General features: G+C 59.3%; 23 protein-coding genes and 1 tRNA gene. 12 read left to right on the top strand and 12 right to left on the bottom strand.

What is annotated here, in order from left to right; all coding sequences use genetic code 11:
- Positions 1–12: 12 nt before the first annotated feature.
- From WNZ14_RS02175 to WNZ14_RS02165, 3 genes are all read right to left on the bottom strand, one after another.
- Complete coding sequence (locus WNZ14_RS02175) at positions 13–1,371, bottom strand: AarF/ABC1/UbiB kinase family protein (protein WP_342866965.1); 1,359 nt, start codon at positions 1,369–1,371, stop codon at positions 13–15.
- Positions 1,372–1,568: 197 nt separating this feature from the next.
- A tRNA-Arg gene (locus WNZ14_RS02170) sits at positions 1,569–1,644 on the bottom strand.
- 118 nt (positions 1,645–1,762) lie between these two features.
- Positions 1,763–2,929 carry a M20 aminoacylase family protein gene (locus WNZ14_RS02165; RefSeq protein ID WP_342866964.1) on the bottom strand — a complete coding sequence of 389 codons (1,167 nt, stop codon included), beginning with the start codon at positions 2,927–2,929 and terminating at the stop codon, positions 1,763–1,765.
- A gap of 201 nt (positions 2,930–3,130) precedes the next feature.
- Here WNZ14_RS02165 and WNZ14_RS02160 point away from each other — a divergent pair, with 201 nt between their 5' ends.
- Positions 3,131–4,333, top strand: coding sequence for a D-alanyl-D-alanine carboxypeptidase family protein (locus WNZ14_RS02160; protein ID WP_342866963.1), 1,203 nt, complete (start codon positions 3,131–3,133; stop codon positions 4,331–4,333).
- A 20-nt stretch (positions 4,334–4,353) separates the two neighbouring features.
- Positions 4,354–5,508, top strand: a complete 1,155-nt coding sequence (locus WNZ14_RS02155) for a GTP-binding protein (RefSeq protein WP_342866962.1) — start codon at positions 4,354–4,356, stop codon at positions 5,506–5,508.
- Between the two features lie 33 nt (positions 5,509–5,541).
- On the opposite strand, the gene WNZ14_RS02150 is transcribed toward WNZ14_RS02155, so the two are convergent.
- The 5 genes from WNZ14_RS02150 to WNZ14_RS02130 all read right to left on the bottom strand — a co-directional run bounded on the left by WNZ14_RS02150 (position 5,542) and on the right by WNZ14_RS02130 (position 9,455).
- Positions 5,542–5,775 carry a sulfurtransferase TusA family protein gene (locus tag WNZ14_RS02150; RefSeq protein ID WP_342866961.1) on the bottom strand — a complete coding sequence of 78 codons (234 nt, stop codon included), beginning with the start codon at positions 5,773–5,775 and terminating at the stop codon, positions 5,542–5,544.
- A complete protein-coding gene (locus WNZ14_RS02145) occupies positions 5,772–7,010 on the bottom strand; it encodes a murein L,D-transpeptidase family protein (protein WP_342866960.1) in 1,239 nt (412 codons plus the stop codon). The genes WNZ14_RS02150 and WNZ14_RS02145 overlap by 4 nt, the downstream gene beginning before the upstream one ends.
- 284 nt (positions 7,011–7,294) lie before the next feature.
- Positions 7,295–8,251, bottom strand: coding sequence for an acetyl-CoA carboxylase carboxyltransferase subunit alpha (locus WNZ14_RS02140; RefSeq protein ID WP_342866959.1), 957 nt, complete (start codon positions 8,249–8,251; stop codon positions 7,295–7,297).
- 101 nt (positions 8,252–8,352) lie between these two features.
- Complete coding sequence (locus WNZ14_RS02135; protein WP_342866958.1) at positions 8,353–9,294, bottom strand: site-specific tyrosine recombinase XerD; 942 nt, start codon at positions 9,292–9,294, stop codon at positions 8,353–8,355.
- 17 nt (positions 9,295–9,311) lie between these two features.
- On the bottom strand, positions 9,312–9,455 hold the full coding sequence (locus WNZ14_RS02130) for a histidine kinase (RefSeq protein WP_290775619.1): 144 nt from the start codon (positions 9,453–9,455) through the stop codon (positions 9,312–9,314).
- A gap of 149 nt (positions 9,456–9,604) precedes the next feature.
- Here WNZ14_RS02130 and WNZ14_RS02125 point away from each other — a divergent pair, with 149 nt between their 5' ends.
- The 3 genes from WNZ14_RS02125 to WNZ14_RS02115 are packed head-to-tail and all read left to right on the top strand — an operon-like array spanning position 9,605 to position 12,617.
- Positions 9,605–10,204 (top strand): shikimate kinase, encoded by a 600-nt coding sequence (locus WNZ14_RS02125; protein WP_342866957.1) that lies wholly within the window; start codon positions 9,605–9,607, stop codon positions 10,202–10,204.
- Positions 10,201–11,325, top strand: a complete 1,125-nt coding sequence (gene aroB, locus WNZ14_RS02120) for a 3-dehydroquinate synthase (RefSeq protein WP_342866956.1) — start codon at positions 10,201–10,203, stop codon at positions 11,323–11,325. Before WNZ14_RS02125 ends, aroB begins: the two co-directional genes overlap by 4 nt.
- Complete coding sequence (locus tag WNZ14_RS02115) at positions 11,325–12,617, top strand: HlyC/CorC family transporter (RefSeq protein WP_342868484.1); 1,293 nt, start codon at positions 11,325–11,327, stop codon at positions 12,615–12,617. Before aroB ends, WNZ14_RS02115 begins: the two co-directional genes overlap by 1 nt.
- A 53-nt stretch (positions 12,618–12,670) precedes the next feature.
- On the opposite strand, the gene WNZ14_RS02110 is transcribed toward WNZ14_RS02115, so the two are convergent.
- Positions 12,671–12,973 carry a BolA family protein gene (locus WNZ14_RS02110; protein ID WP_342866955.1) on the bottom strand — a complete coding sequence of 101 codons (303 nt, stop codon included), beginning with the start codon at positions 12,971–12,973 and terminating at the stop codon, positions 12,671–12,673.
- Between the two features lie 138 nt (positions 12,974–13,111).
- On the opposite strand from WNZ14_RS02110, the gene WNZ14_RS02105 reads away from it, so the two are divergent.
- The 4 genes from WNZ14_RS02105 (at position 13,112) to WNZ14_RS02090 (ending at position 17,740) form a co-directional block, all read left to right on the top strand.
- A complete protein-coding gene (locus WNZ14_RS02105) occupies positions 13,112–13,738 on the top strand; it encodes a J domain-containing protein (protein ID WP_342868483.1) in 627 nt (208 codons plus the stop codon).
- Between the two features lie 71 nt (positions 13,739–13,809).
- A complete protein-coding gene (gene cobS / locus WNZ14_RS02100; protein WP_342866954.1) occupies positions 13,810–14,805 on the top strand; it encodes a cobaltochelatase subunit CobS in 996 nt (331 codons plus the stop codon).
- 11 nt (positions 14,806–14,816) lie between these two features.
- Positions 14,817–16,718, top strand: coding sequence for a cobaltochelatase subunit CobT (gene cobT, locus WNZ14_RS02095; RefSeq protein WP_342866953.1), 1,902 nt, complete (start codon positions 14,817–14,819; stop codon positions 16,716–16,718).
- The gene (locus WNZ14_RS02090; protein ID WP_342866952.1) at positions 16,715–17,740 is read left to right on the top strand and encodes an esterase-like activity of phytase family protein; all 1,026 of its coding nucleotides are present in this window, start codon (positions 16,715–16,717) and stop codon (positions 17,738–17,740) included. The genes cobT and WNZ14_RS02090 overlap by 4 nt, the downstream gene beginning before the upstream one ends.
- A gap of 33 nt (positions 17,741–17,773) precedes the next feature.
- Here WNZ14_RS02090 and WNZ14_RS02085 read toward each other — a convergent pair whose 3' ends face one another.
- Positions 17,774–18,400: a queuosine precursor transporter gene (locus WNZ14_RS02085; protein WP_342866951.1), complete on the bottom strand. Its 627-nt coding sequence runs from the start codon at positions 18,398–18,400 to the stop codon at positions 17,774–17,776.
- Positions 18,401–18,488: 88 nt separating this feature from the next.
- Positions 18,489–18,785 (bottom strand): 50S ribosomal protein L28, encoded by a 297-nt coding sequence (gene rpmB / locus WNZ14_RS02080; RefSeq protein ID WP_342866950.1) that lies wholly within the window; start codon positions 18,783–18,785, stop codon positions 18,489–18,491.
- 272 nt (positions 18,786–19,057) lie between these two features.
- On the opposite strand from rpmB, the gene WNZ14_RS02075 reads away from it, so the two are divergent.
- The 3 genes from WNZ14_RS02075 to WNZ14_RS02065 all read left to right on the top strand — a co-directional run bounded on the left by WNZ14_RS02075 (position 19,058) and on the right by WNZ14_RS02065 (position 21,453).
- Entirely contained in the window at positions 19,058–19,837 is a 780-nt protein-coding gene (locus tag WNZ14_RS02075; protein ID WP_342866949.1) for a DUF3108 domain-containing protein, read from the top strand.
- Positions 19,838–19,909: 72 nt separating this feature from the next.
- Positions 19,910–20,809, top strand: coding sequence for a DMT family transporter (locus WNZ14_RS02070; RefSeq protein WP_342866948.1), 900 nt, complete (start codon positions 19,910–19,912; stop codon positions 20,807–20,809).
- Positions 20,806–21,453: a lysoplasmalogenase gene (locus WNZ14_RS02065; protein ID WP_342866947.1), complete on the top strand. Its 648-nt coding sequence runs from the start codon at positions 20,806–20,808 to the stop codon at positions 21,451–21,453. Before WNZ14_RS02070 ends, WNZ14_RS02065 begins: the two co-directional genes overlap by 4 nt.
- On the opposite strand, the gene WNZ14_RS02060 is transcribed toward WNZ14_RS02065, so the two are convergent.
- Entirely contained in the window at positions 21,431–21,901 is a 471-nt protein-coding gene (locus WNZ14_RS02060; protein WP_342866946.1) for a cupin domain-containing protein, read from the bottom strand. The genes WNZ14_RS02065 and WNZ14_RS02060 overlap by 23 nt on opposite strands.
- Positions 21,902–21,903: the final 2 nt, after the last annotated feature.

The raw sequence follows: 21,903 nt of genomic DNA, 5'->3' as shown, positions 1-21,903 counted from the left end.
CGGGCCGGCAATTTAGTCTTGCCGTTCGGCTGAAGGCGGTACGGTGTCATGGGTGTAGTCCCGCAAAATCTCCAGCAGCGGCACTGATGCGCGCAAGCGGCGTCCGAGCAGGTAGAGCCCGGCTGCCTTTCTTTGAAGGTACAGCACCTCCACCGGCGGGATCTGGTCAAAACTTTGATCGAGCGCCATGTCCGTTCCCATCGACCGCAGACGCTGTAGCAATTGATCATTGGCAAAGTCAAAAGTCGGTCTCCGCCTTGCCGCGTCGAACACAAGCGTGATGATCTCAATGATCATGGTTCGGTGATGCGGGCGGGTCTGCTCGTTGTACAGCCCCAGCTTGACTGCGATTTCTGCAATCCTGCCTTGATCCCCTTCCAGCCCGGCGCAAAGCAACTGCCTGTAGAGGCTGACTGTTTCGGCCGAAAGCTCTTTCGCTGCGCCAAAATCGAGGAGGCCGATAGTCCCGTTGGCTGCATCGTAGCTGTAGTTTGCGAAGTTTGGATCGGTCTGCACAAAGGCAAAGCTGAACAGCTCATCAAGCGCTAGGCGGATAAGCCGCGTCATGGTCCGGTCCCTGATGTCCTGGCTTTGACCTTCAGATGTTTCGATCGGCAGGCCCGGGACGAAGGTCATGGCAAGGATGTTGCCGGTGCTGAAATCCTCCTGCACGACGGGCATCACAAATCCATCGATGCCGCGAAGCTGTTCGGTAAAGCGCTTGATGTTGTCAGCTTCCCGTATGTAGTCCGCCTCCTCATGCAATTGTTTCTTGGCTTCGGCAATCAGGCTTTCGAGCCTTGCTTTGGGAGGCGCGAGTCCGGTCAGCCGGAACAGTGACACGACATTGTCGATGTCGCTGTCGATGCTCCGCGCCACGCCTGGATATTGCACCTTGATCGCCAGTTCACGGCCATCGACTGTTGTTGCCCGGTGAACCTGGCCAATCGAGGCCGCAGCGAGCGGACGCATGTCAAAACGGTTGAACCTGGCTCTCCAGCCGGGTCCCCAATTGCTGACCAGAACGGAATTGAGTTGCTGTGGCGGCATGAAATCGGCATCTGCCCGCAATCGCGCCATCAGCTCGGCCAGTTCGCGCGGCAGAAAATCCCCCGCATCCATCGACAGCAATTGGCCAAGTTTCAGCGCAGCGCCTCGCATTCGCGCCAATTCATCCGAGACCCGCAGGATGTTTGTGGGGGTGATCAGGAGATCTGCGGGTGTGGGCAGCTCGCCGCGGCTCAACCTGCGCGCACCCTCGAACATGGTCCGGGTAGCGATGCCTGCCGTCAACAAGCCAAAGCCTGCAAGGCGAGAAAGGCGATGCGAGGGCACCGGGGATGGTCGACCCTGGCCGGGTTTGTCACTCATGTGCCAGTGCTTCTGATCGACCAAATGTCAAAGCCGTCCGGGTTTGCATGATCATCAAGTCCTCTTGCCAAGCTTCAGACTTGATGAAGTAGGGGAGTTTTACGCAATGGCCATGGACGGTTTTAGCCGAAACTTATTGAGCCGCTTCTTCCCAGCCAGATTGCGGGGTTGTCTTAATATTAGAAATATCTAAAAATTGGTGATCCCGGAAGGATTCGAACCTTCGACCCCAGGATTAGGAATCCTGTGCTCTATCCCCTGAGCTACGGGACCACGCGGTAATCTGCATACAGAAACCGCGGCCCGACTTCAACAACGGATGCTGTAGACCTTGTAAGGATTTGCGAGGCCCGGCGGGTGGCGTGTTCACGCGCTCCGCCGGGCGTCAGGTTCAGGCGGCCAGCGCCTTTTCGGCGAGCTTGACCCAGTAGGACACGCCGACAGGAATGGCGTCGTCGTTGAAGTCGTAGGCCGGGTGGTGCAGACCTGCGGTGTCGCCATTGCCCATGAAGATGAAGGCGCCGGGGCGGGCTTCAAGCATGAAGGAGAAATCCTCGCCGCCCATTGTCGGCGGCTGTTCACGTTCGACCATGCCTGCGCCAGCAACGCTTTCGGCGATGTCGGCGGCGAAATCGGTCTCTTCGGAATGGTTGAAGGTGATCGGGTAATTCCGCAGATAATTCACCGTGGCTTCCGCGCCATGGGCTGCGGCAACACCTTGAACAATCTCGTTGATCCTGCTTTCGGCCATATCCCGCATTTCCGGTGACAGCGTGCGAACCGTGCCAGCCAGGTCAACCGTCTCGGGGATGATGTTGTAGGCCGATCCACCGTTGAACTTGGTGACCGAGACAACCACCGATTCGAGCGGATTGGCATTGCGCGAGGCGATCGACTGGAGCGAAGTTACAATTGCCGATGCTGCGACAATGGGATCGATGGTCTGGTGCGGCATCGCGCCGTGGCCGCCGCGGCCCTTGACGGTGATATCAAAGATGTCGGTCGCGGCCATGATCGGACCCTTGCGGATGGCGAACTGGCCAACCGGAAGACCGGGCAGATTGTGCATACCGAACACCTTGGTGATGCCGAAACGCTCCATCATGCCGTCATTGACCATCTCGCGGCCACCGGCGCCACCTTCTTCTGCAGGCTGGAAGATCACGGCAACGGAGCCAGTGAAATTGCGGGTCGCAGCAAGGTGGCGGGCAGCACCCAGGAGCATCGCAGTGTGGCCGTCGTGACCGCAGGCATGCATCTTGCCGGGCGTGCGGGAGGCCCAGGGCACGCCGGTGATTTCAGTGATCGGGAGTGCGTCCATGTCGGCTCGCAGGCCGATCGCAGGTCCATTGCCGCCGGGACGGCCATGAATGATGCCGACGACGCCGGTCCGTCCAATGCCGGTCACGACTTCGTCACATCCGAATGATGTCAGCTTGTCGGCAACGAAAGCTGCAGTGTTGTGCACATCATACAGCAATTCCGGATCGGCGTGCAGAGTGCGGCGCCAGGTTGCAACTTCGTCCTTCATTGAAACAACATCATCGACCAGCTGCATTTTTCACCTCTGTGGCTGTGTAATTGCGATGTCCGGCAAACGGGAAAACTTGCAGTCGCCTTTTGCCATCTGTCTGCCATATAGGCTAAGTAGAAGATCATGACGAGCGAAAAGCGGTGGATTAGCGACTGCGAACCTACCGTTGCTTGCCATCAATCGCATCGAGAAATCGTCTAAACACTGGAAAATCGGAACCCCGGAATGAGCTTACTGTTACAGTCGCGCCTGATGGGCGCAGCATTGGCCGTTCTTGTGTCTGTATCGATGGCTCCGGGCAATGCAGTTGCCAATCCGAAGATTGCTGTGGATGTAAGTTCAGGCCGTGTCATTGAACACGAACAGGCCTTCCAGCGCTGGTATCCGGCGTCGCTGACGAAACTCATGACCATCTATATCGTCTTCAAAGCGCTCAAATCGGGTCAGTTGGCGACGGACACACCGGTGACCATGTCGGTCAATGCCGCCAAAGAGCCACCGAGCAAGATGTATTTCAAGCCGGGAGAACGATTCCCGCTGGATTCGGCGCTCAAATACCTGATGGTCAAATCGGCCAATGATATCGCCGTGGCCATTTCGGAAGCGGTCTCAGGCACGGAGGAAGCGTTCGTTCAGGAGATGAATGTCACCGCCCGGCAGTTGGGCATGAATTCGACGCGGTTCGTCAATCCCAACGGATTGCCAGGTGATGGGCAGTACTCGACCGCGCGCGACATGGCGCTGCTGGCCGTTGCGCTCAGGCGCGAGTTTCCCGAGTATGCGCATTACTTCAGCTACGAAGGCTTCGCCTATGGCAAAAAGAGCTACACCAACTACAATTTGCTGATTGGACGGTTTCCAGATGCCGACGGCATGAAGACCGGGTTTATCTGTGCGTCGGGTTTCAACCAGGTTTCATCGGCGACCCGGAAGGGGAAAACCGTGGTCAGCGTAGTGTTTGGCGCTCCTTCACTGGAGGCGCGGGCGGAAGAATCCGCAGCGCTTCTTCACAAGGCGCTGACGACCACTGCCTGGGGCAGCTCGACCATTCGGACCCTGGCGCCCTATGGTGATGGTCGCGATCAGGTAGCTGATATTTCCGGCGACATCTGCACGCCCAAAGCGCGCGCCGCTCGCTTCGAGGGCCGCGATGAGGATGGCAAGATGGTGCTCAATTCGCCTTATCTGGTGCCGATGACCCGCGAACCGCGTCTGGTGCAGGCGCCAGCAGGGCTTCCACGCGCCAGTGTCGAAGTTGCCCTTTCACGAATTCCTATTCCGGTGCCGCGACCAGGCAGTACGCTTTCCGGCCAGGTCGAGCCTTTTGCCGCGTCAGCTTTTACTGCGCCTGCTGAAGCATCAAAGGCCGCCGATGTGATGCCGCTCAGGCCAACAGTACCGGTTCCTGTTCCGCGTCCAGAAATCTGATCCCGAGGGATAAACAGCCGATGACTGCCGAGACCCAACCAGCGCGCGCCTGGAGCGCTCCGCGCGCAGTTCCTGTGTCGATCCTGACCGGTTTTCTTGGGGCGGGTAAAACAACGCTGCTCAACCGCCTTATCGGCGATCCGTGGCTCAGCGATGCAGCGCTGATCATCAACGAATTTGGCGATGTCGGTATTGATCACCTGTTGGTCGAAAGCTCAAACGATGGCGTGATTGAACTGTCAGACGGCTGCCTCTGCTGCACGGTACGCGGCGATCTGGTGGATACGCTGGCCGATCTGATGGACCGCATGCAGACTGGGCGCATCAGGCCGTTCTCGCGCGTGGTGATCGAAACCACGGGTCTCGCGGATCCTGTGCCGGTGATGCAGTCGGTGATCGGGCATCCGGCACTTGGCCAGTCCTACCGGCTTGAGGGACTGGTGACGGTGGTTGATGCCGTCAATGGTCTGGCGACGCTCGCGGACCACGAGGAAGCGCGCAGGCAGGTGGCGGTTGCGGATTCGCTGGTCTTGTCAAAAACATCCCTAGCGGCCAACTGCGATGATCTCAGGTCTCGCCTTGAGACCCTCAATCCGCTGGCGCGTGTAATCAGCGCCGAGGGCGCCGACCTGACCGCTCAAGGCCTGTTCGACACTGGCGCCTATGATCCTGTGGCCCATAGCCTTGATGTGGCGCGGTGGCTGAGCTCGGGGCAGGACGATCACGCACATGACCATTCCGGCCATCATCATGGGGGGCATCACGCCCACTCGCATGATGTGAACCGGCATGATCAGCATATCCGCGCGGACTCGCTTGTTTTCGAGAGGCCTATCGCCCCCGAGGCGCTTGCGATGTTTCTTGACCTGTTGCGATCGGCTCACGGGCCGAAGCTCTTGCGCATGAAAGGCATCATCAAGCTCGCGGATGATCCGTCACGGCCTCTGGTGCTGCACGCTGTGCAGGCCCTGATGTCCGAGCCGATGAGACTGCATGCCTGGCCGGACGGCGCCAAACACGAGACGAGGCTCGTGGTGATCACACGCGACATGCCGGAAGGGTTTGTTGCGGAGTTGTTTTCGGCCTTCGCCGGGGAGCCTGGCATTGGGCGGCCCGACCGTGATGCACTCACTGACAATCCGCTGGCCATTCCGGGGATGCCGGCGCGGCGCTAGCAAAGGTCTTCGGCAGATGCCTGCTGAACCCTGTCAGCCTTTTTCGATAACGAAGACGTGGCCGCCTTCAACAGGACTGCTGTCGAGCAACTGGTGCCCGTCTTCACGGCAGTAATGTGGAATATCAATTACGGCCAGCGGATCAGTGGTTTCAATCCGGATCTGCGTGCCGGTAGACAGATCACGCATGTATTTGCGGGTCTTGAGGACCGGAAGTGGGCATTTCAGACCGCGAAGGTCGAGCACGCTTTCATTGCCACCACTCAATTGCTGCTCCAGATTTTCCAGAACGGCTTGTTGGACTGGTCAGCCCGAGGTGCTGGTCCGGCGTTCGCGATCTGTGGCGAGATCGCCGGATTTGGCGTGGGTACGGGCACGTCAGCTGCTGCGGGAGCCGGAACGGCTTGCGCGGTCGCAGCTTCACCTGACGCCTGTGCAGCAGGAAGCGTGTCTTCGACCTGTGCGGCTGGGGCGGAATTCGGGACCAGGGCCTTGAGAGGATTGCCGGTTGAAAACAGGCTGAGAACCGGTACGGCGGGTGATTGGCCGCCGTTGGCGGCGATGCGCGCCGCTTTTTCGGCTTCGCGCTCGGCCCGTTTTGCTTCGGCTTCTGCCTTTGCTTCGTTGGCGGCGATCTGATTGGCTTCCTCGCGGTCAAACTTGGCAACCGCCTTGATAAAGTCCTGGTTCCAGTTTTTCTCAAAGGCGTAATAGGCGGAAGCCAGTGTGGCCGGCACGCTTGCCGGGGGGCAAGCCGCGTTCGCCTGGAAACTGGCGTTCTCGAGCTGCGGGAACTGGTTGAACACATATTGCCGATCGCAGACATCGACCTTAGGCGGCCGCTTGGTCAGCTCGAAATGATCGTAGCCCACCTTCAGCATTTTCCAGAATTCGAAATGCTCGCTGTCGCGATGCCGTGCCATGTTCTCCGGTGTCATGCGGAACGGCAGAGCCTCGACCACGAAATATTCCTGCCCGCCCTTGAAGGCATCGCGGGCGAAGCCATAGATTTCCAGGACCTGCTCGTCAGTCATCGAGTAGCAGCCGGCCGAAGAGCAGGCGCCATGAACCATCAGATTGGACCCGGTGCGGCCGTAGGAGCGGTCGTAGCTGTTGGGGTAGCCCATGTTGAAGGACAGGTAATAGCTCGAATTCGGGTTCATTTGCGCCGGGTAAATCCGATAATAGCCTTCAGGCGCCTGGCGGTCGCCTTCCTTGAACTTGGGGCCGAGCTTGCCCGACCATTTGCAGATCTCGTAGGAGGCTATGATTTCGAAACGGCCGTTGCCCTTCTGCTTCCAGACCTCGAGAACGCCCTCTTCCTTGAAAATACGCATCATGATCGGCGACCGCGTGCTCATGTCCTGAGCCTTCATCTTGTTGACGAGCTTGGCGGGCAGCGGGTGTTCGACTTTGTTGGAAACGGAATCGAGCGCATCCTGACAGCCGGTCAGGCCCAGGAGAAGGATAGGAAGGAAGCGCAGCGTACGGATCGGTTTCATTGGGTCTCTTGGACTTTGCAGTTGCCAGTTCTGGACCTCCTGGATCGCGTCGAGAGCAATCTCAGGTCAGGCATTTCAACGCAATAATACTACCAACATGGTTCATGAAGCATTACCATTCGGGTGGCATTGCGGCATGTCCCGTCGCCTGCCAATCAGGCAAGCACCGGATTGCACGAGGTCATTTCAGATCAGCGGCGATCCTGGAAACCCCAAGGGTTCCACTGCGCTGATCAGCAGATCGCTTTATTGGCGTTCCAAATGTGGCCCCAATTAGGCGATCATCAACCGATATGCCGACCGATCTCTAGGAATTTCTTGCGGCGGTCCGCCCGCAGCTCGTCTCCCGTGCGCCCTGACATCTCTTCCAGGGCGGCCGCGATCTTGTCGCCAGCGCGCGCAATCACGCTTTCAGGATCGCGATGGGCGCCGCCAACCGGTTCGGGAATGATGCCGTCAATGACGCCTAGGCCGAGCAGATCTTCGGCTGTGATTTTCATTGATGTGGCCGCATCGCGCGCCCGCGTTGAATCACGCCAGAGAATCGAGGCCGCGCCTTCGGGCGAAATCACAGAGTAGATTGCGTGTTCGAGCATGTAGACCCGGTTACCCGTGGCAATCGCTATGGCACCGCCAGAACCGCCTTCTCCAATGACAATCGAGATCAGCGGCGCGCGGAGATTGAGGCAGGTCTCGGTCGAGCGGGCAATGGCTTCTGCCTGGCCACGTTCTTCCGCACCGACGCCCGGATAGGCCCCTGCGGTGTCGACAAGCGTGATGACGGGAATCTGAAATCGGTCGGCCAGCTCCATGATGCGGATGGCCTTGCGATAGCCTTCCGGGCGGGCGGAGCCGAAATTGTGGCGGATGCGGGTTTTTGTGTCGTGGCCCTTTTCCTGCCCAATGACCACAACCGGCTGTCCACGGAAGCGGGCAAAGCCTGCCTGAATGGCGGCGTCCTCGGCAAACTTGCGGTCACCGGCAAGTGGTGTGAATTCGTCGAACAACGATTTGGCATAATCACTGAAATGCGGCCGGTCGGGATGTCTCGCAACCTGCGTCTTCTGCCATGGATTGAGCTTGCCATAGATCTCGGCCATCGCATCACGGGCCCTGGTTTCGAGCCGGGCAACTTCATCGCCTGTGTCGATGCTCTCATCCTCAGTCGCGAGCTTCCTCAATTCGAGGATCTTGCCTTCCAGGTCGGAAATCGGTTTTTCGAAATCAAGATAATTGTGCATTGAGCTTTTCCACGCGGGCCATCGCATTTTTAGTCGCCGAGACCAGTCAAGCCTAGTCTGACATGTCTGTCACGCCTTAGTTTGGCGTGTTGCGAGCGGGCTTAATCGCGACTTTTTGTGGCTTTTGCAAGGGGGTGGTGTTCATTGACCAGCTGCCGCAGGCGCTCATCAAGTACGTGCGTGTAGATTTGAGTGGTTGAAATGTCGGCATGGCCGAGCAATTCCTGAACAGCGCGAAGATCGGCGCCGCCGGCCAGCAAATGGCTCGCAAACGCGTGTCGCAGCACATGCGGCGAGACTTTCGCCACCGGAATGCCGGCGCGTCCGGCGACCTCTTTCAATTCGCGGGCGAAAACCTGGCGCGAAAGATACCCCTCCGCTGAATTTGCCGGAAAAAGAAAGCCTGCTTCTTCGGCCGTATCCCCGATTGCCGCCAGCCAGACGTCGAGGGCTGCGCGCGAGGGCCGTGACATCGGCACCATGCGCTCCTTGGCTCCTTTGCCGCGAATGACCAGAAACCGGCCGTCATCGGCGAGAACGCGATAGGGCAGGCTGACCAGTTCGCTGACCCGCATTCCGGTGGCATAGAGCAGTTCCAGAAGCGCGCGAAAACGGATGCGTCGCAGGGTTTCCTCCTTGTCCTGTGCCATCGTGATGTCGGTTTCTGCCTGAGCCAGCAGCCTCGATACATCATCTATGCTGAGCACTTTTGGCAAGGAACGGGTCTTGCGCGGGGAATCGATCACGCCGGTCGGATCATCGCCGCGCAACCCTTCTGCATGCAGGAACTTGTAAAATTGGCGCAGGGCGGACAACCGTCGGGCCTGGGAAGCGGCGGAGAAGCCTCGGGTTGCCAGATCGCCGATCACGCCGCGGATGTCATCGGCCTGGGCCTTGACGAGCGAGGTTCCAAGCGACTTGAGCACGGCGGATGCGTCATCAAGGTCTCGGCGGTAGGCATCAAGCGTGTTGTCGGCCGCACCACGTTCCGCACTCATCATTTCGAGGAAAGCTTCGGCGTTGGCGGCGCTGAGATCGCGCATGAGTTGGACGGGTCCTGTCAGTTGTTGAGTTTTTCGGTCGGCACGCGCACGGTGACTTCGCGGTCCACGGGTTCAACATAGATGATCAATGCGAACATGGCGCCATAGACAATGCCGGCAAGCACAGCGCACAGGAAAAGGAACCTAAACAGGGATGGCATGAAAACTCCGGCGAACTGGTGACCGGGGTGTTATGCGGCAGCAGGCGCGCCGTTTCAAGGTTGATACGGAAACCCGGGTGTGCTTGACGCGCCGCCGGACATGTCCAATAGAGAGCGCTGATTGTTGACCCGAGGGCCGGGGGAGAGAGTTGACGCAACCGCAGGCGATCAAGCTGGAGCAGGATATCGAGAAGGCGCGGCGTGTGCTCGGCCAACGCAATCTTGTGTTCGTCGGCCTGATGGGCGCCGGCAAATCGGCCATCGGCCGGCTGGTGGCGCAGATGCTGGAAGTCCCCTTTGTCGATTCAGATCATGAGATCGAACGGGTTTCCCGGATGACGATTCCCGAGCTGTTCGTAGCCTATGGCGAGCCTGAGTTCAGGGCTCTGGAAGCGCGCGTGATCAAACGGCTCCTGAAAACCGGTCCTCGCGTGTTGTCGACTGGAGGCGGGGCGTTCATGAATGACACGACCCGCGGGATGGTGATTGCCAATGGATTGTCGGTTTGGCTGAAAGCGGATCTTGATGTGTTGTGGACTCGTGTTTCGAAGCGGGATTCGCGACCGCTTCTGAAGACCGCAAATCCGAAACAAACGCTGTCTGATCTGCTTGACCAGCGCTACCCGGTCTATGCCAAGGCCGACGTGACGGTGCAGTCACGTGACGACGACAAGGATATTATCGCTGCTGAAACGGTTCTGGCGCTTGCGCGGCTGGACAGTGGCCAGGAAACGGTGCCGATTGCATGACCCCAACCTCTCCTCGCGAAATTGTCCGTGTTGATCTTGGCGAGCGCAGCTATGACATTGTCATAGGGCCCGGACTGATCGCCCAGGCTGGTGCAGAGATCGCGGCACGCAATCCCGGTGTCCGCTGTGCGGTGGTGACAGACAGCAATGTCGCCGAGGCGCATCTCGATGCGCTACTCGAGAGCCTTGCTGCGAGCGGCGTGGATGCGGCGCCGCTGGTGCTTGAGCCCGGCGAAAAGACCAAAAGGTTCGACGAGCTTGTCAGGGTTTGCGATCATGTGCTGGGCGCCAGGCTGGAACGCGGCGACGCGGTTGTGGCGCTGGGTGGCGGCGTGATCGGCGATCTGTCGGGTTTCGCGGCAGGCATCGTCCGGCGCGGCATGCGCTTCATCCAGGTGCCCACCAGCTTGCTGGCGCAGGTCGATTCATCGGTCGGCGGCAAGACCGGGATCAATTCCTCCCATGGCAAGAACCTGATCGGGGTGTTTCATCAGCCGGATCTGGTGCTGGCCGATTCCGATGTGCTGGACACCTTGCCGATCCGTGAATTCCGGGCTGGCTATGCCGAGTTGGCAAAATACGGCCTGATTGACCGGCCCGAGTTCTTTTCTTGGCTTGAACAGAACTGGCGCGAGGTTTTTGCCGGCGGGCAGGCGCGGATCAAGGCAATCGCCACCGGTTGTCAGGCGAAAGCGGACGTTGTGGCCGCCGATGAACGCGAAACAGGCGCGCGGGCCCTGCTCAATCTGGGCCATACATTTGGCCACGCGCTGGAAGCGGCGACCGGTTACGACGGGCGACGGCTGGTGCATGGCGAAGGGGTGGCTATCGGAATGGTGCTGGCACATGAATTTTCAGCCCGGGTCAACCTTGCGAGCCCCGATGACGCGGCGCGCGTTGAGCGCCATCTCCAAGAGGTTGGCTTACCGACACGGATGTCGGATATTGAAGGTGAGCTGCCGCCGACCGATATACTGATGAAACACATCGGGCAGGACAAGAAGGTCAGGCGCGGTGCGTTGACCTTCATCCTGACGCACGGCATCGGCCAATCCTTTGTTGCCGACAATGTGTCGGCTGATGAAGTGTTTCGATTCCTTGAGGAAAAGCGGGCATCATGATTTTCGAAACCATAGGCGCAATCCTGGCTGATAATGGCCTGACCATCCTGGCGATACTGGTATTGATCGGGTTGTCGGGTTTCTTTTCGGGGTCCGAAACAGCCCTGACCGCGGCATCACGTGCCCGCATGCATTCGCTCGAGACGAGCGGTGATGCGCGTGCGGCGACTGTCAACACGCTGATCGAGCGCAAGGACAGGCTGATCGGTGCGCTGCTGATCGGCAATAACCTGGTCAATATTCTGGCATCTGCGCTGGCGACGAGCGTACTCCTGTCGATCTTTGGTGATTCAGGCGTCGCGGTGGCGACGCTGACCATGACCTTGCTGCTGGTCATCTTTGCCGAAGTTTTGCCAAAAAGCTGGGCGATCTCGGCACCCGACCGCTTCGCCATGTTCGTGGCGCCCGTGGTCAAGGCCTTCGTCGTCGTGGTTGGTCCCTTGTCGAGCTTCATCAACTGGATCGTGCGCAAAATCATGTCGGTGTTCGGCGTTACCTTTGCGTCGGAAACCTCGATGTTGTCGGCCCATGAGGAAATTCGGGGCGCGGTTGATCTGCTGCATCGCGAGGGATCGGTGATCAAGGCGGACCGTGACCGGCTGGGCGGGGTGCTTGACCTGGGCGAGCTGGAAGTTTCGGATGTGATGATTCACCGCACCTCGATGCGGATGCTCAATGCCGACGAGACGCCTGAAACCAATGTCCGGGCGGTTCTTGAGAGCCCCTATACCAGAATGCCGATCTGGCGCGGCTCAACCGACAACATCATCGGCATAGTTCATGCCAAGGACGTGTTGCGGGTGCTGGCCGAAAATCCGACCGAGCCGCACAAGATGGACGTGGTCAAGATTGCCCAGAAACCCTGGTTTGTGCCGGACACCACCAGTGTGCCGGACCAGCTCAATGCGTTCTTGAGGCGCAAGGCCCACATCGCCATCGTCGTCGATGAATATGGCGAGGTTGAAGGGCTGGTGACGCTTGAGGACATTCTCGAAGAGATCGTCGGCGACATTGCCGACGAGCATGACACCGAGGTTCAAGGCGTCAGGACGGAGGCGGACGGCTCGATTGTCGTCGACGGGTCGGTTCCGATTCGCGATCTCAACCGGGCGCTTGACTGGTCGCTTCCTGATGACGAGGCCACAACTGTGGCGGGTCTGGTGATCCATGAATCCCAGACTATCCCCGAGGAAAAGCAGGCGTTCACCTTCCACGGCAAGCGCTTTATCGTGATGAAGCGGGATCGAAACAGGATTACGCGGCTGAGAATCAAGCCGATGGACAAGGCATGACGCTGACCTGATCTTGTCATTGACTGTCCTGAACGGCCAGAGGCTCTGAGAGGTTACCGGCGGGTGGGTTCGCCGGGAGCCGAGGCTTCAATCGCCAAGGCATGGAGCCCTTCGTCAAGCTCCTGTTTGAGCACGTCGTTGACGGCCCTGTGGCGCTCGATACGGCTCATGCCGGAAAACGCAGGCGCTACAATGCGAATGCGAAAATGGGTTTCTCCGGTGCCGTCGAATGTATCATGATGATCGCTGTCGGTGTGATGATGCCCGGCGTGCAGATGGCTTTCATTGATCACCACAAGCCGTTCTGGATGAAAACGTTCGGTAAGTGCAGATTCAATGCGGTTCTGGCGGGACATTAAGATGCTCCTAGGGTATCAGATACGGTCACAAATTTCGACTGTCTCCATTTGCGTGGTGGCATTCGAAGTCGAGACGGGGTACGCAGCTTGAATCACCCTTGTCAATCCTTGTTCGCAAACCTGTAGAGCACCATAATTGTCGATATGAAACTGGATTCCAAATATTTTGACCGCATTCGGGTCCGCCGCAAAGGTGCCCGTCCGGCGGAGCCCGAGACGCCCGAATGCCAGTGGGACGGGTGTAGCAAGCCGGGGACCCACCGCGCTCCTGTGGGCCGCGATGCGGAAGGACAGTACTTCATGTTCTGCGTTGACCATGCGCGCGAGTACAACAAGGGCTACAATTACTTCTCCGGCCTGTCGGATGGCGAGATTGCGCGTTATCAGAAAGAGGCGCTGACAGGACACCGGCCGACCTGGAAAATGGGCGTGGATCGGTCCGCAGCAAGCGGGCCAACGCAATCGAAGGCGAAATCGGGTTCTGCAGGGGCCCAGGCCCGGATGCGTGATCCGCATGGTCTTTTCAACGATACCCGACCCAACCGACCGGTTCGTGCGCGCAAGGTCAAGACGCTGGAGTCAAAGGCGTTTGATACGCTTGGTCTGGCCGCAAATGCGACATCGGCAGAGATCAAGACCCGTTACAAGGATCTGGTCAAGCAACACCACCCTGACGCCAATGGCGGCGACCGCGGTTCTGAAGACCGTTTTCGCGCCGTCATCCAGGCCTACCAATTGTTAAAGCAGTCTGGTTTCTGCTAAGCGAACAGTCTAAGCAGGATCGGACAGGAGAGACGGCCCGCGGGCTTATTAAGCCAGGCCTTGGAGATATGATGAGTAAGATCGACCTCGACATCACCAACCTGCCAGACACCACCGTAAAAGTACGTGAGGTGTTCGGCATCGACTCGGACATCAGTGTCCCGGCCTACAAGGAGCGGGACTCCTATGTGCCTGACCTTGATCCGGATTATCTATTCGACCGTGACACTACGCTCGCCATTCTCGCCGGCTTTGCCCATAACCGCCGCGTGATGGTGTCGGGCTACCACGGCACCGGCAAATCGACCCATATCGAACAGGTCGCTGCGCGCCTCAACTGGCCTTGCGTGCGTGTCAACCTCGACAGCCATGTCAGCCGTATCGACCTTGTCGGCAAGGACGCCATCGTCGTGCGCGAAGGCATGCAGGTCACCGAATTCAAGGATGGCATTCTGCCTTGGGCCTACCAGCACAACGTGGCGCTGGTGTTCGACGAGTACGACGCAGGTCGCCCGGACGTGATGTTCGTTATCCAGCGGGTTCTCGAATCTTCAGGTCGCCTGACGCTGCTCGACCAGAGCCGCGTCATCCGGCCGCACCCTGCCTTCCGCCTGTTCGCAACTGCCAACACCGTTGGCCTTGGCGACACCACGGGGCTCTATCATGGCACACAGCAGATCAACCAGGCCCAGATGGACCGCTGGTCGATCGTGACTACGCTGAACTATCTGCCGCATGATCAGGAGGTCGATATTGTCGCTTCCAAGGTCAAGGGATTTGCCAAGGGCGAGGGTCGCGAGACCATTTCACGCATGGTTCGGGTCGCCGACATGACCCGTTCGTCATTCATCAATGGCGACCTTTCCACGGTGATGAGCCCGCGTACCGTGATCACCTGGGCTGAAAACGCGGAGATCTTCGGCGATGTGGCGTTTGCCTTCCGCCTGACCTTCCTCAACAAATGCGATGAGCTGGAACGGGCGCTGGTGGCCGAACACTATCAACGGGCGTTTGGCGTCGAGTTGAAGGAAAGCGCCGCCAATATCGTTCTCAGCGCAACCGCCTGACGGATAATGCCATGGCCGGACGCGGCGACAATTCCCGATCCAAACCAACTGGAATGGTTGACGCCGAGCCGTTCCGGCGGGCACTGACTGGTTGCGTGCGCGCGATTGCAGGCGATCATGAGCTTGAGGTTGCGTTCGGCACAGACCGACCGGGGATCTCGGGCGAGCGGGCTCGTTTGCCTGATCTGCCAAAGCGTCCGACACGCAACGATTTTGCCGTCACCCGCGGGCTCGGTGATTCCATGGCGCTGCGCAAGGCCTGCCACGATGATGTGGTGCATGCGCGCATGGCGCCGCAGGGCCCTGATGCCCGTGCGGTCTATGATGCGGTCGAGCAGGCCCGTGTAGAGGCGATCGGCGCACGGCGTATGACCGGGGTCGGCGACAATCTGACCTCGATGCTCGAGGACAAATACCAGCGCGCCAACTATCAGGGTATCGTCAACCGCGAGGATGCGCCGCTTGAAGAAGCGGTGGCGCTGATGGTGCGCGAGAAGCTGACCGGCCGCAAGCCACCGCATGCGGCTGGGCAGGTGGTCGAGTTGTGGCGCGATTTCATCGAGGGCAAGGCCGGCGACGTGCTTGAGACGCTCGAAGGATCGGTTGAGGACCAGCAGACCTTTGCCCGCGTTGTGCGCGAAATGCTCTCGGCGATGGAGATGGCCGAGGATTACGGCGACGACGACAGCGAGCAGGACGATCAGGACGAGGTCTCGGACGAGGATCAGCCACGCAGCGACGAGGAGAACGACCAGTCCTCGCAGGAGGAGGCCGGCTCTGATGCCGCCCCGGCCGAGGAAAGCGAAACCTCCGAAGAGCAGATGGACTCCGGCGAAATGGATGGCGCCGAAGCCGGTGACGATGACACCATCGACGACAGCGATGAGGACGCCGACACGCCGGGCGAGACCCGTAAATCCAGCGACCCTTTCGGTGATCTCAACGAGAAGATCGACTACAAGGTTTTCAGCACCGAGTTCGACGAGGAAATTTCAGCGGAAGAGCTCTGCGACGAGGCTGAACTGGAACGCTTGCGCGCGTTTCTCGACAAGCAACTGGCGCATTTGCAGGGCGTTGTCGGGCGGCTTGCCAACCGGCTTCAGCGCCGTCTGATGGCGCAGCAGAACCGGGCCTGGGATTTCGATCTCGAGGAAGGCTATCTCGACAGCGCGCGGCTGACCCGCATGATCATCGATCCGATGCAGCCGCTGTCATTCAAGATGGAGCGCGACACCAATTTCCGCGACACCGTTGTGACCTTGCTGATCGACAATTCCGGCTCGATGCGCGGTCGCCCGATTACAGTAGCTGCGACCTGCGCCGACATTCTGGCGCGCACGTTGGAACGGTGCGGCGTCAAGGTTGAACTGCTGGGCTTTACCACTAAGGCGTGGAAGGGCGGCCAGAGCCGCGAGAAATGGCTGACCGGTGGCAAGCCGGCAACGCCGGGTCGACTCAATGATCTGCGCCATATCGTCTACAAGTCTGCCGATGCACCGTGGCGCCGCGCCCGACGCAATCTCGGCCTGATGATGCGTGAAGGCTTGCTCAAGGAAAACATCGACGGCGAAGCGCTGATGTGGGCGCATTCCCGGTTGGCGCGTCGGCCGGAACAGCGGAAAATCCTGATGATGATTTCCGATGGTGCACCGGTTGATGATTCAACGCTTTCGGTCAATCCCGGCAATTATCTCGAGCGGCACCTGCGTGCGGTCATCGAGGAAATCGAAACCCGGTCACCGGTTGAACTTCTTGCGATCGGCATCGGGCATGATGTGACCCGCTACTACCGCCGGGCCGTAACCATCGTTGATGCCGAGGAACTTGCCGGTGCAATGACCGAGCAACTGGCCGCGCTGTTTGCTGATGAAGCCAGCGACCGGCAATCCCGCCGTGGACGTAAGCGGGCGTGATCAGACTCCGCACCATGGCGCGGCTGTCGATGCTGGCCAGCGCTGTTGCCGTCTTGACGGCCTCCACTGTTCTCCCGCTTCGCGCTGACGATGAGATGCTGCAGATCCGATCGCGGCTGATCTCAACTTTCAAGGTTGGATCCGATCAGACCCGGTTTGGCGATTTCGAATTCGTCGGCGGACTTGAGCTCAGCTCTTCCAGTGCGGCGCTGGGAGCGATGTCGGCCATTCGATTGTCCGCAGACAGGCATCGGTTTCTTGGCGTGATGGATACCGGCTTCTGGTATGCCGGCCGCCTCGAACGTGATCCCGATGGCGTGCCGACGGGAATAACCGATTTTTCAGTCTCTCCCATTCTGGACAAGGACGGTGAATCCTCAGACCAGAAATGGCGGGTCGACGCGGAAGGCCTGGCATTGCGCGGTGACGAGGTACTTGTCAGTTTCGAGCGCCAGAGCCGGGTGGATATCTATCCCGCCAACGCTCCCGGCAACTCAAGGCCGCTGGGTTCCCTGCCGTTGCAGATTCCGCTCAACGAGCTTCGCAACAATCGCGGTCTGGAGGCGATCATGGTCGCCCCGGACGCTTCGCCGCTGGCGGGAGAGGTGGTTGTTGTCTCTGAGAAAAGCCTGAACACCAATGGTGATATCTATGCCGCCGTGCTGACCGGGCCGTCGAAAGGTGTGTTCTTCGTCAAGCGGCATGCGCCTTACGATGTCACGGATGGCGACTTCCTGCCCAATGGCGACCTGCTTCTGCTCGAGCGTCGATTCTCGATCGCCGAAGGCATCGGCATGCGTATTCGCCGGATTGAGGGAAGCCGTCTGGTGCCAGGAAACCTGGTAGACGGGCCGGTTCTGCTGGAGGCCGATTTCGGCGACCAGATCGACAATATGGAAGGCCTTGACGTGAGCACCGATGAGGCGGGCCAGACTTTTGTCACGCTGGTGTCTGACGACAACCATTCAATTCTGCAGCGGAACCTGGTTCTGGAGTTCCGCTACCTCGGCGACAACAAGTAGTCAGCTGCGTTCCCGGTTCGGGAGCCGACAGTATCAGGCGCGGTTCTGAGGCGCCAGAACCGGCATCAGGACGCCATAGGGCAGAAGCATCGACAATCCGACGATCAGCTTGACGCCAAGATCACCCAGCGCCCAGGACATCCAGCGCGGCGCTTCCATGGCGAAGACGCCTAGCAAAGGAGCGGCTTCGCTGGCAAAGGCGTCGCCAGGCCCGATGATGTTGGCGGCTTGAGAGAATGCCAGGCCGAAAAAGATCACGGTGTCGAGACCGGAGCCAATGATGGTCGAGACCAGCGGCGGCAGCCACCAGATCCTGTTGCGTAACCGGTCGAAGATCGAGACATCAAGAAGCTGCGCCAGCAGAAAGGCTGATCCCGAGGCCACAGCGATGCGTGGCGTGGCAAGCCATACCGACAAGGCGACAGCTATCACGAAGCCGCAGAACACCACCAGACGGGCGGTTGCTGCGCCAAAGCGGCGGTTGGCAAGATCGGTGATGAGGAATGCCACCGGATAGGTGAACGCGCCCCAGGTCAAGAGATCGGCAAGATTGAGCGCGCCAATAGCGTAATCTACCGGGAACTGAACCAGGAAGTTGGACGCCACGACGACAGCAGCCATCAGGGCCATGAACGGCAATACAGAGGAGATCATTCGCATTTTTTTATCCTGGGTTGATGCCACCAGTGGAAAACGATGAAAGCGGGCTCAAGGCCCGCCATCACATTCGATAAGCTTTCAGCCTTGTTCAGGCAGCAGCTTTTTCTTCGACTTTCTTGGCGATCTGACGCTTGAGCAGACGTGCGCGCATCGAAAGGTCGCCGTCCTTGGCTTTCGCCAGGAATGCGTCGAGGCCGCCGCGATGCTCAACCGTGCGCAAAGCATTTGCTGAAATGCGCAAACGGTAACGCTGGCCGAGTGCATCGGAGATCAGCGTGACGTTGCACAGGTTCGGCAGGAACCGGCGACGAGTCCGGTTGTTGGCGTGGCTGACATTGTTTCCGGACTGTACAGCCTTGCCGGTCAATTCACAGCTGCGTGACATTTTGCACCTATTATCTCTTCGCCAGCGGACGGGCCGAGCCAGATGTTAGGCTCACCCAAAGGACCGCAGGCCTTTATCGGAAGTCGCGTGTCTATAGTCAGACCAGCCAGCCGCGTCAAGTCGCCATTGATCTGAAACCGGTGATCGAGCCCTCAAAGCCGCAACAAAGTCGTTTATAGTGACTGTGGGATGGAAATGCTACCATGTTCAGCCTGGGTTCATCGTCAGGAATGGATAAACGCGGTCGATGAGATCTTGGGAAAGGAAACCCTATGACACGTTTTAACAAGGTTCTTTCAGGTCTGACAGTGGTCATGGCGCTGGGTGCAACCCAGCAAGCGACAGCAGAACCGGTTCAGGTCCAAACCGACTATCGGGTTTCGCTGGTTGGCTTTCCCGTGGCATCAGCCAATTTCGTCACCGAAGTGGATGGCAAGTCCTTCAAGATATCGGGCGATATGCGGTCGTCGGCTTTCTCGGATCTGTTTTCCAAGACCCGCGGAAATGCCAGCGTCTCGGGAACCGTGGCCGCGGACAAGCTTTTGGCGTCGGACTTCCTTGTCAGTTACACGAGCGGCAAGAAGGCGCACCGGACAGCCATCACCTTCGCCAACGGCAACGTTCGCTCAACGACCGTTGAGCCGGAGACCAAGACAAAGCCTGACGATTGGGTGCCGTTGCTCGAAGGCCATCTGCGCGCAGTGCTTGATCCGCTCTCAGGCATGGTCTTTCCTGCCGGTTCTGCTGTTTGTCCGCGCAGTCTGCCGATCTTTGATGGCGAATCCCGCGCCACCCTGCATCTGACGCCAAAAAGCGTGCGCCCCTACAGCACCAAGGGCTTCAAGGGCGATGCGATTGTCTGCACGGTTCGGTTCGAGCCAAATTCCGGCTATCGGAAAAATTCGTCCAGCATCAAGTACCTTGAAGGGCTCAAGGGCATGGAAGTCTGGTTTGCCAAGTATGAGAGCGTGGGGCTGTATGGACCGGTTTACGCCAAGGTGCCGACGAAGATTGGCAAGGTGATTGTTGCCGCCACGAGGATTCGCGGTTAAGCCGACATCATTCATACGTTTGTTCGATAGGTATTGCCGGGCCATCCTAGTGCCCGGCAAGCGGGGCGGAAATTGCGAAACATCCCAACACTCATCGGCTTCTCCGCCGTTGTGATGTGGTCGGCGCTGGCGGTGCTGACTGCCGCATCGGGCACGATGCCGCCTTTTCAGCTTTCGGCGATCTGCTTCCTCATTGGATCACTGATCGGTCTGACCGCGATGGTTCGGGATCCGAAGCGTTTCCGGGCTTTCCGGCAACCGGCAAAAGTATGGGCGCTCGGGCTGTTTGGCCTGTTCGGCTATCATTTTCTCTACTTTACTGCGCTCAGAAACGCGCCTGCCGTTGAGGCCGGGCTGATTGCCTATCTCTGGCCATTGCTGATTGTTGTCGGGTCTGCGTTGCTGCCGGGTGAGCGGCTCGGCTGGCACCATGTCACCGGCGCGGTGATGGGGCTGGCCGGAACAGCGCTGATCCTGATGCGGGGCGCTGAAGGCGGTTTCGGCGGCGGCAGTCTCATCGGATACGGGGCCGCTGGGCTTTGCGCGCTGACCTGGTCGGGCTATTCGCTGATGTCGAGGCGATTTGGGGCGACGCCAACCGATGTCATCGCCGGGTTCTGCGTCATCTCGGCAGTGCTTTCAGCGGTCTGCCATGTCTTTCTTGAGACCACTGTCTGGCCGGAGACTTCTGGTCAATGGCTCGCGGTCATTGGCCTTGGTCTCGGACCTGTAGGACTGGCATTCTACGCCTGGGATTACGGGGTCAAGAAGGGCGACATCCAGGTTCTTGGCGTGGCGAGTTACGCGGCGCCCCTGCTCTCGACGCTGATCCTTATCCTGTTCGGTCATGGCAAGGCGAGCATCACGATTGCCGTTGCCTGCCTGCTGATTACCGGAGGGGCTTTTCTGGCGGCAAAGGATCTCCTCAGAGGCAAGGCGGCGGATAGAGATAGAGCGAAGCTGTCTGCGTGAGCGGGTTGTTCGCCACTCTGGACACCATTGGAGCCGGGCTACTGACGATTTCCGGGCTGGGTTTCGTGCTCTACCTTTTCATGCTTCATCAGCACACATCCCTGGTGCGGACGATCGCCAAGACGGTTGCCGTGGGTGCCATTGCTGGGCTGGCGCTGGATCTGGGCGGCCCTATGCTGCTGGTGATTGCGCTGGCTCTTTCGGCGGTTGGAGATGCTTTCCTGGCCCACGAAGGCGATTCCGCGTTTCTGGGCGGACTGGGCAGTTTTCTCGTGGCCCATATTGTCTATGCGGTGCTGTTCGTCTCCTCCGGTCCGGGGCTTGCCGCCGCACCGCCGCCGGGCCTCCTAGCTGTAATGGTGTTTGCTGTTGGAATGGGAATTGTGATGGTCCGCAACGCGGGCGCCTTGGCGCTGCCGGTAGCGGCCTATGTTCTGGCAATCGCCGGCATGGGGCTTGGCGGCGTGACGCTCGGCGGGCTGGCGCTGATCGGTGCTGTGCTGTTCATGGCGTCCGATGCCATTCTGGGATCGGAGAAGTTTCTCATGTCCGAGACCAGTTCGCTGCGTCGGTTGGCGAGCCCGGCTGTCTGGGTGCTGTATTATGCAGGACAGATGTTGATCACGCTTGGCCTTCTGGCTTGATAGGTGCGCCTTCGAATGGCGAGGGACGCCAGTCGGGCGGAGCCATTTCAAAGCTTGAGAATTCAAAGCCCGGTGCAACCGTGCAGCCCACAAGTGTCCACGCCCCAAGCGAGGCGGCCGATTGCCAGCAATTGGCGGGCACAACAATCTGCGGCCGCTCGCCTGACGCCAGGTTCATACCGAGCCGGTAGGACTGGGCATTGCATCCGTCAGACGAGAGAGTGAGCGCCAACGGTCCGCCACCATGCCAGTGCCAGATCTCCACCGCATCGGTGACGCGATGCCAGTGAGAGCAGTCGCCGCCTTCAAGCAGATAGTAGATGGCGGTTGAATTGCCGCGGTCGCCGCCTGCCGTGTCGCGGAAAGTCTCGCGATACCAGCCGCCTTCCGGATGCTCTTTCATTTCGAGAAGATCAATGATTTCGCGGGCGGTGAGCTGTGCATTCATGG

This window comes from Hoeflea sp. AS60, from assembly GCF_038900115.1.
Taxonomy (GTDB): Bacteria; Pseudomonadota; Alphaproteobacteria; order Rhizobiales; family Rhizobiaceae; genus Hoeflea.
Note: the sequence above shows the minus strand (reverse complement) of the source record. Positions and strands in the feature narration are given on the sequence as shown.

Excerpts from the sequence above, each read along its gene's own strand:
- WNZ14_RS02175 (WP_342866965.1), bottom strand. The coding sequence starts at position 1,371 with ATGAGTGACAAACCCGGCCAGGGTCGACCATCCCCGGTGCCCTCGCAT.
- WNZ14_RS02165 (WP_342866964.1), bottom strand. The coding sequence starts at position 2,929 with ATGCAGCTGGTCGATGATGTTGTTTCAATGAAGGACGAAGTTGCAACC.
- WNZ14_RS02160 (WP_342866963.1), top strand. The coding sequence starts at position 3,131 with ATGAGCTTACTGTTACAGTCGCGCCTGATGGGCGCAGCATTGGCCGTT.
- WNZ14_RS02155 (WP_342866962.1), top strand. The coding sequence starts at position 4,354 with ATGACTGCCGAGACCCAACCAGCGCGCGCCTGGAGCGCTCCGCGCGCA.
- WNZ14_RS02145 (WP_342866960.1), bottom strand. The coding sequence starts at position 7,010 with ATGAAACCGATCCGTACGCTGCGCTTCCTTCCTATCCTTCTCCTGGGC.
- WNZ14_RS02140 (WP_342866959.1), bottom strand. The coding sequence starts at position 8,251 with ATGCACAATTATCTTGATTTCGAAAAACCGATTTCCGACCTGGAAGGC.
- WNZ14_RS02135 (WP_342866958.1), bottom strand. The coding sequence starts at position 9,294 with ATGCGCGATCTCAGCGCCGCCAACGCCGAAGCTTTCCTCGAAATGATG.
- WNZ14_RS02130 (WP_290775619.1), bottom strand. The coding sequence starts at position 9,455 with ATGCCATCCCTGTTTAGGTTCCTTTTCCTGTGCGCTGTGCTTGCCGGC.
- aroB (WP_342866956.1), top strand. The coding sequence starts at position 10,201 with ATGACCCCAACCTCTCCTCGCGAAATTGTCCGTGTTGATCTTGGCGAG.
- WNZ14_RS02110 (WP_342866955.1), bottom strand. The coding sequence starts at position 12,973 with ATGTCCCGCCAGAACCGCATTGAATCTGCACTTACCGAACGTTTTCAT.
- cobS (WP_342866954.1), top strand. The coding sequence starts at position 13,810 with ATGAGTAAGATCGACCTCGACATCACCAACCTGCCAGACACCACCGTA.
- cobT (WP_342866953.1), top strand. The coding sequence starts at position 14,817 with ATGGCCGGACGCGGCGACAATTCCCGATCCAAACCAACTGGAATGGTT.
- WNZ14_RS02085 (WP_342866951.1), bottom strand. The coding sequence starts at position 18,400 with ATGCGAATGATCTCCTCTGTATTGCCGTTCATGGCCCTGATGGCTGCT.
- rpmB (WP_342866950.1), bottom strand. The coding sequence starts at position 18,785 with ATGTCACGCAGCTGTGAATTGACCGGCAAGGCTGTACAGTCCGGAAAC.
- WNZ14_RS02075 (WP_342866949.1), top strand. The coding sequence starts at position 19,058 with ATGACACGTTTTAACAAGGTTCTTTCAGGTCTGACAGTGGTCATGGCG.
- WNZ14_RS02060 (WP_342866946.1), bottom strand. The coding sequence starts at position 21,901 with ATGAATGCACAGCTCACCGCCCGCGAAATCATTGATCTTCTCGAAATG.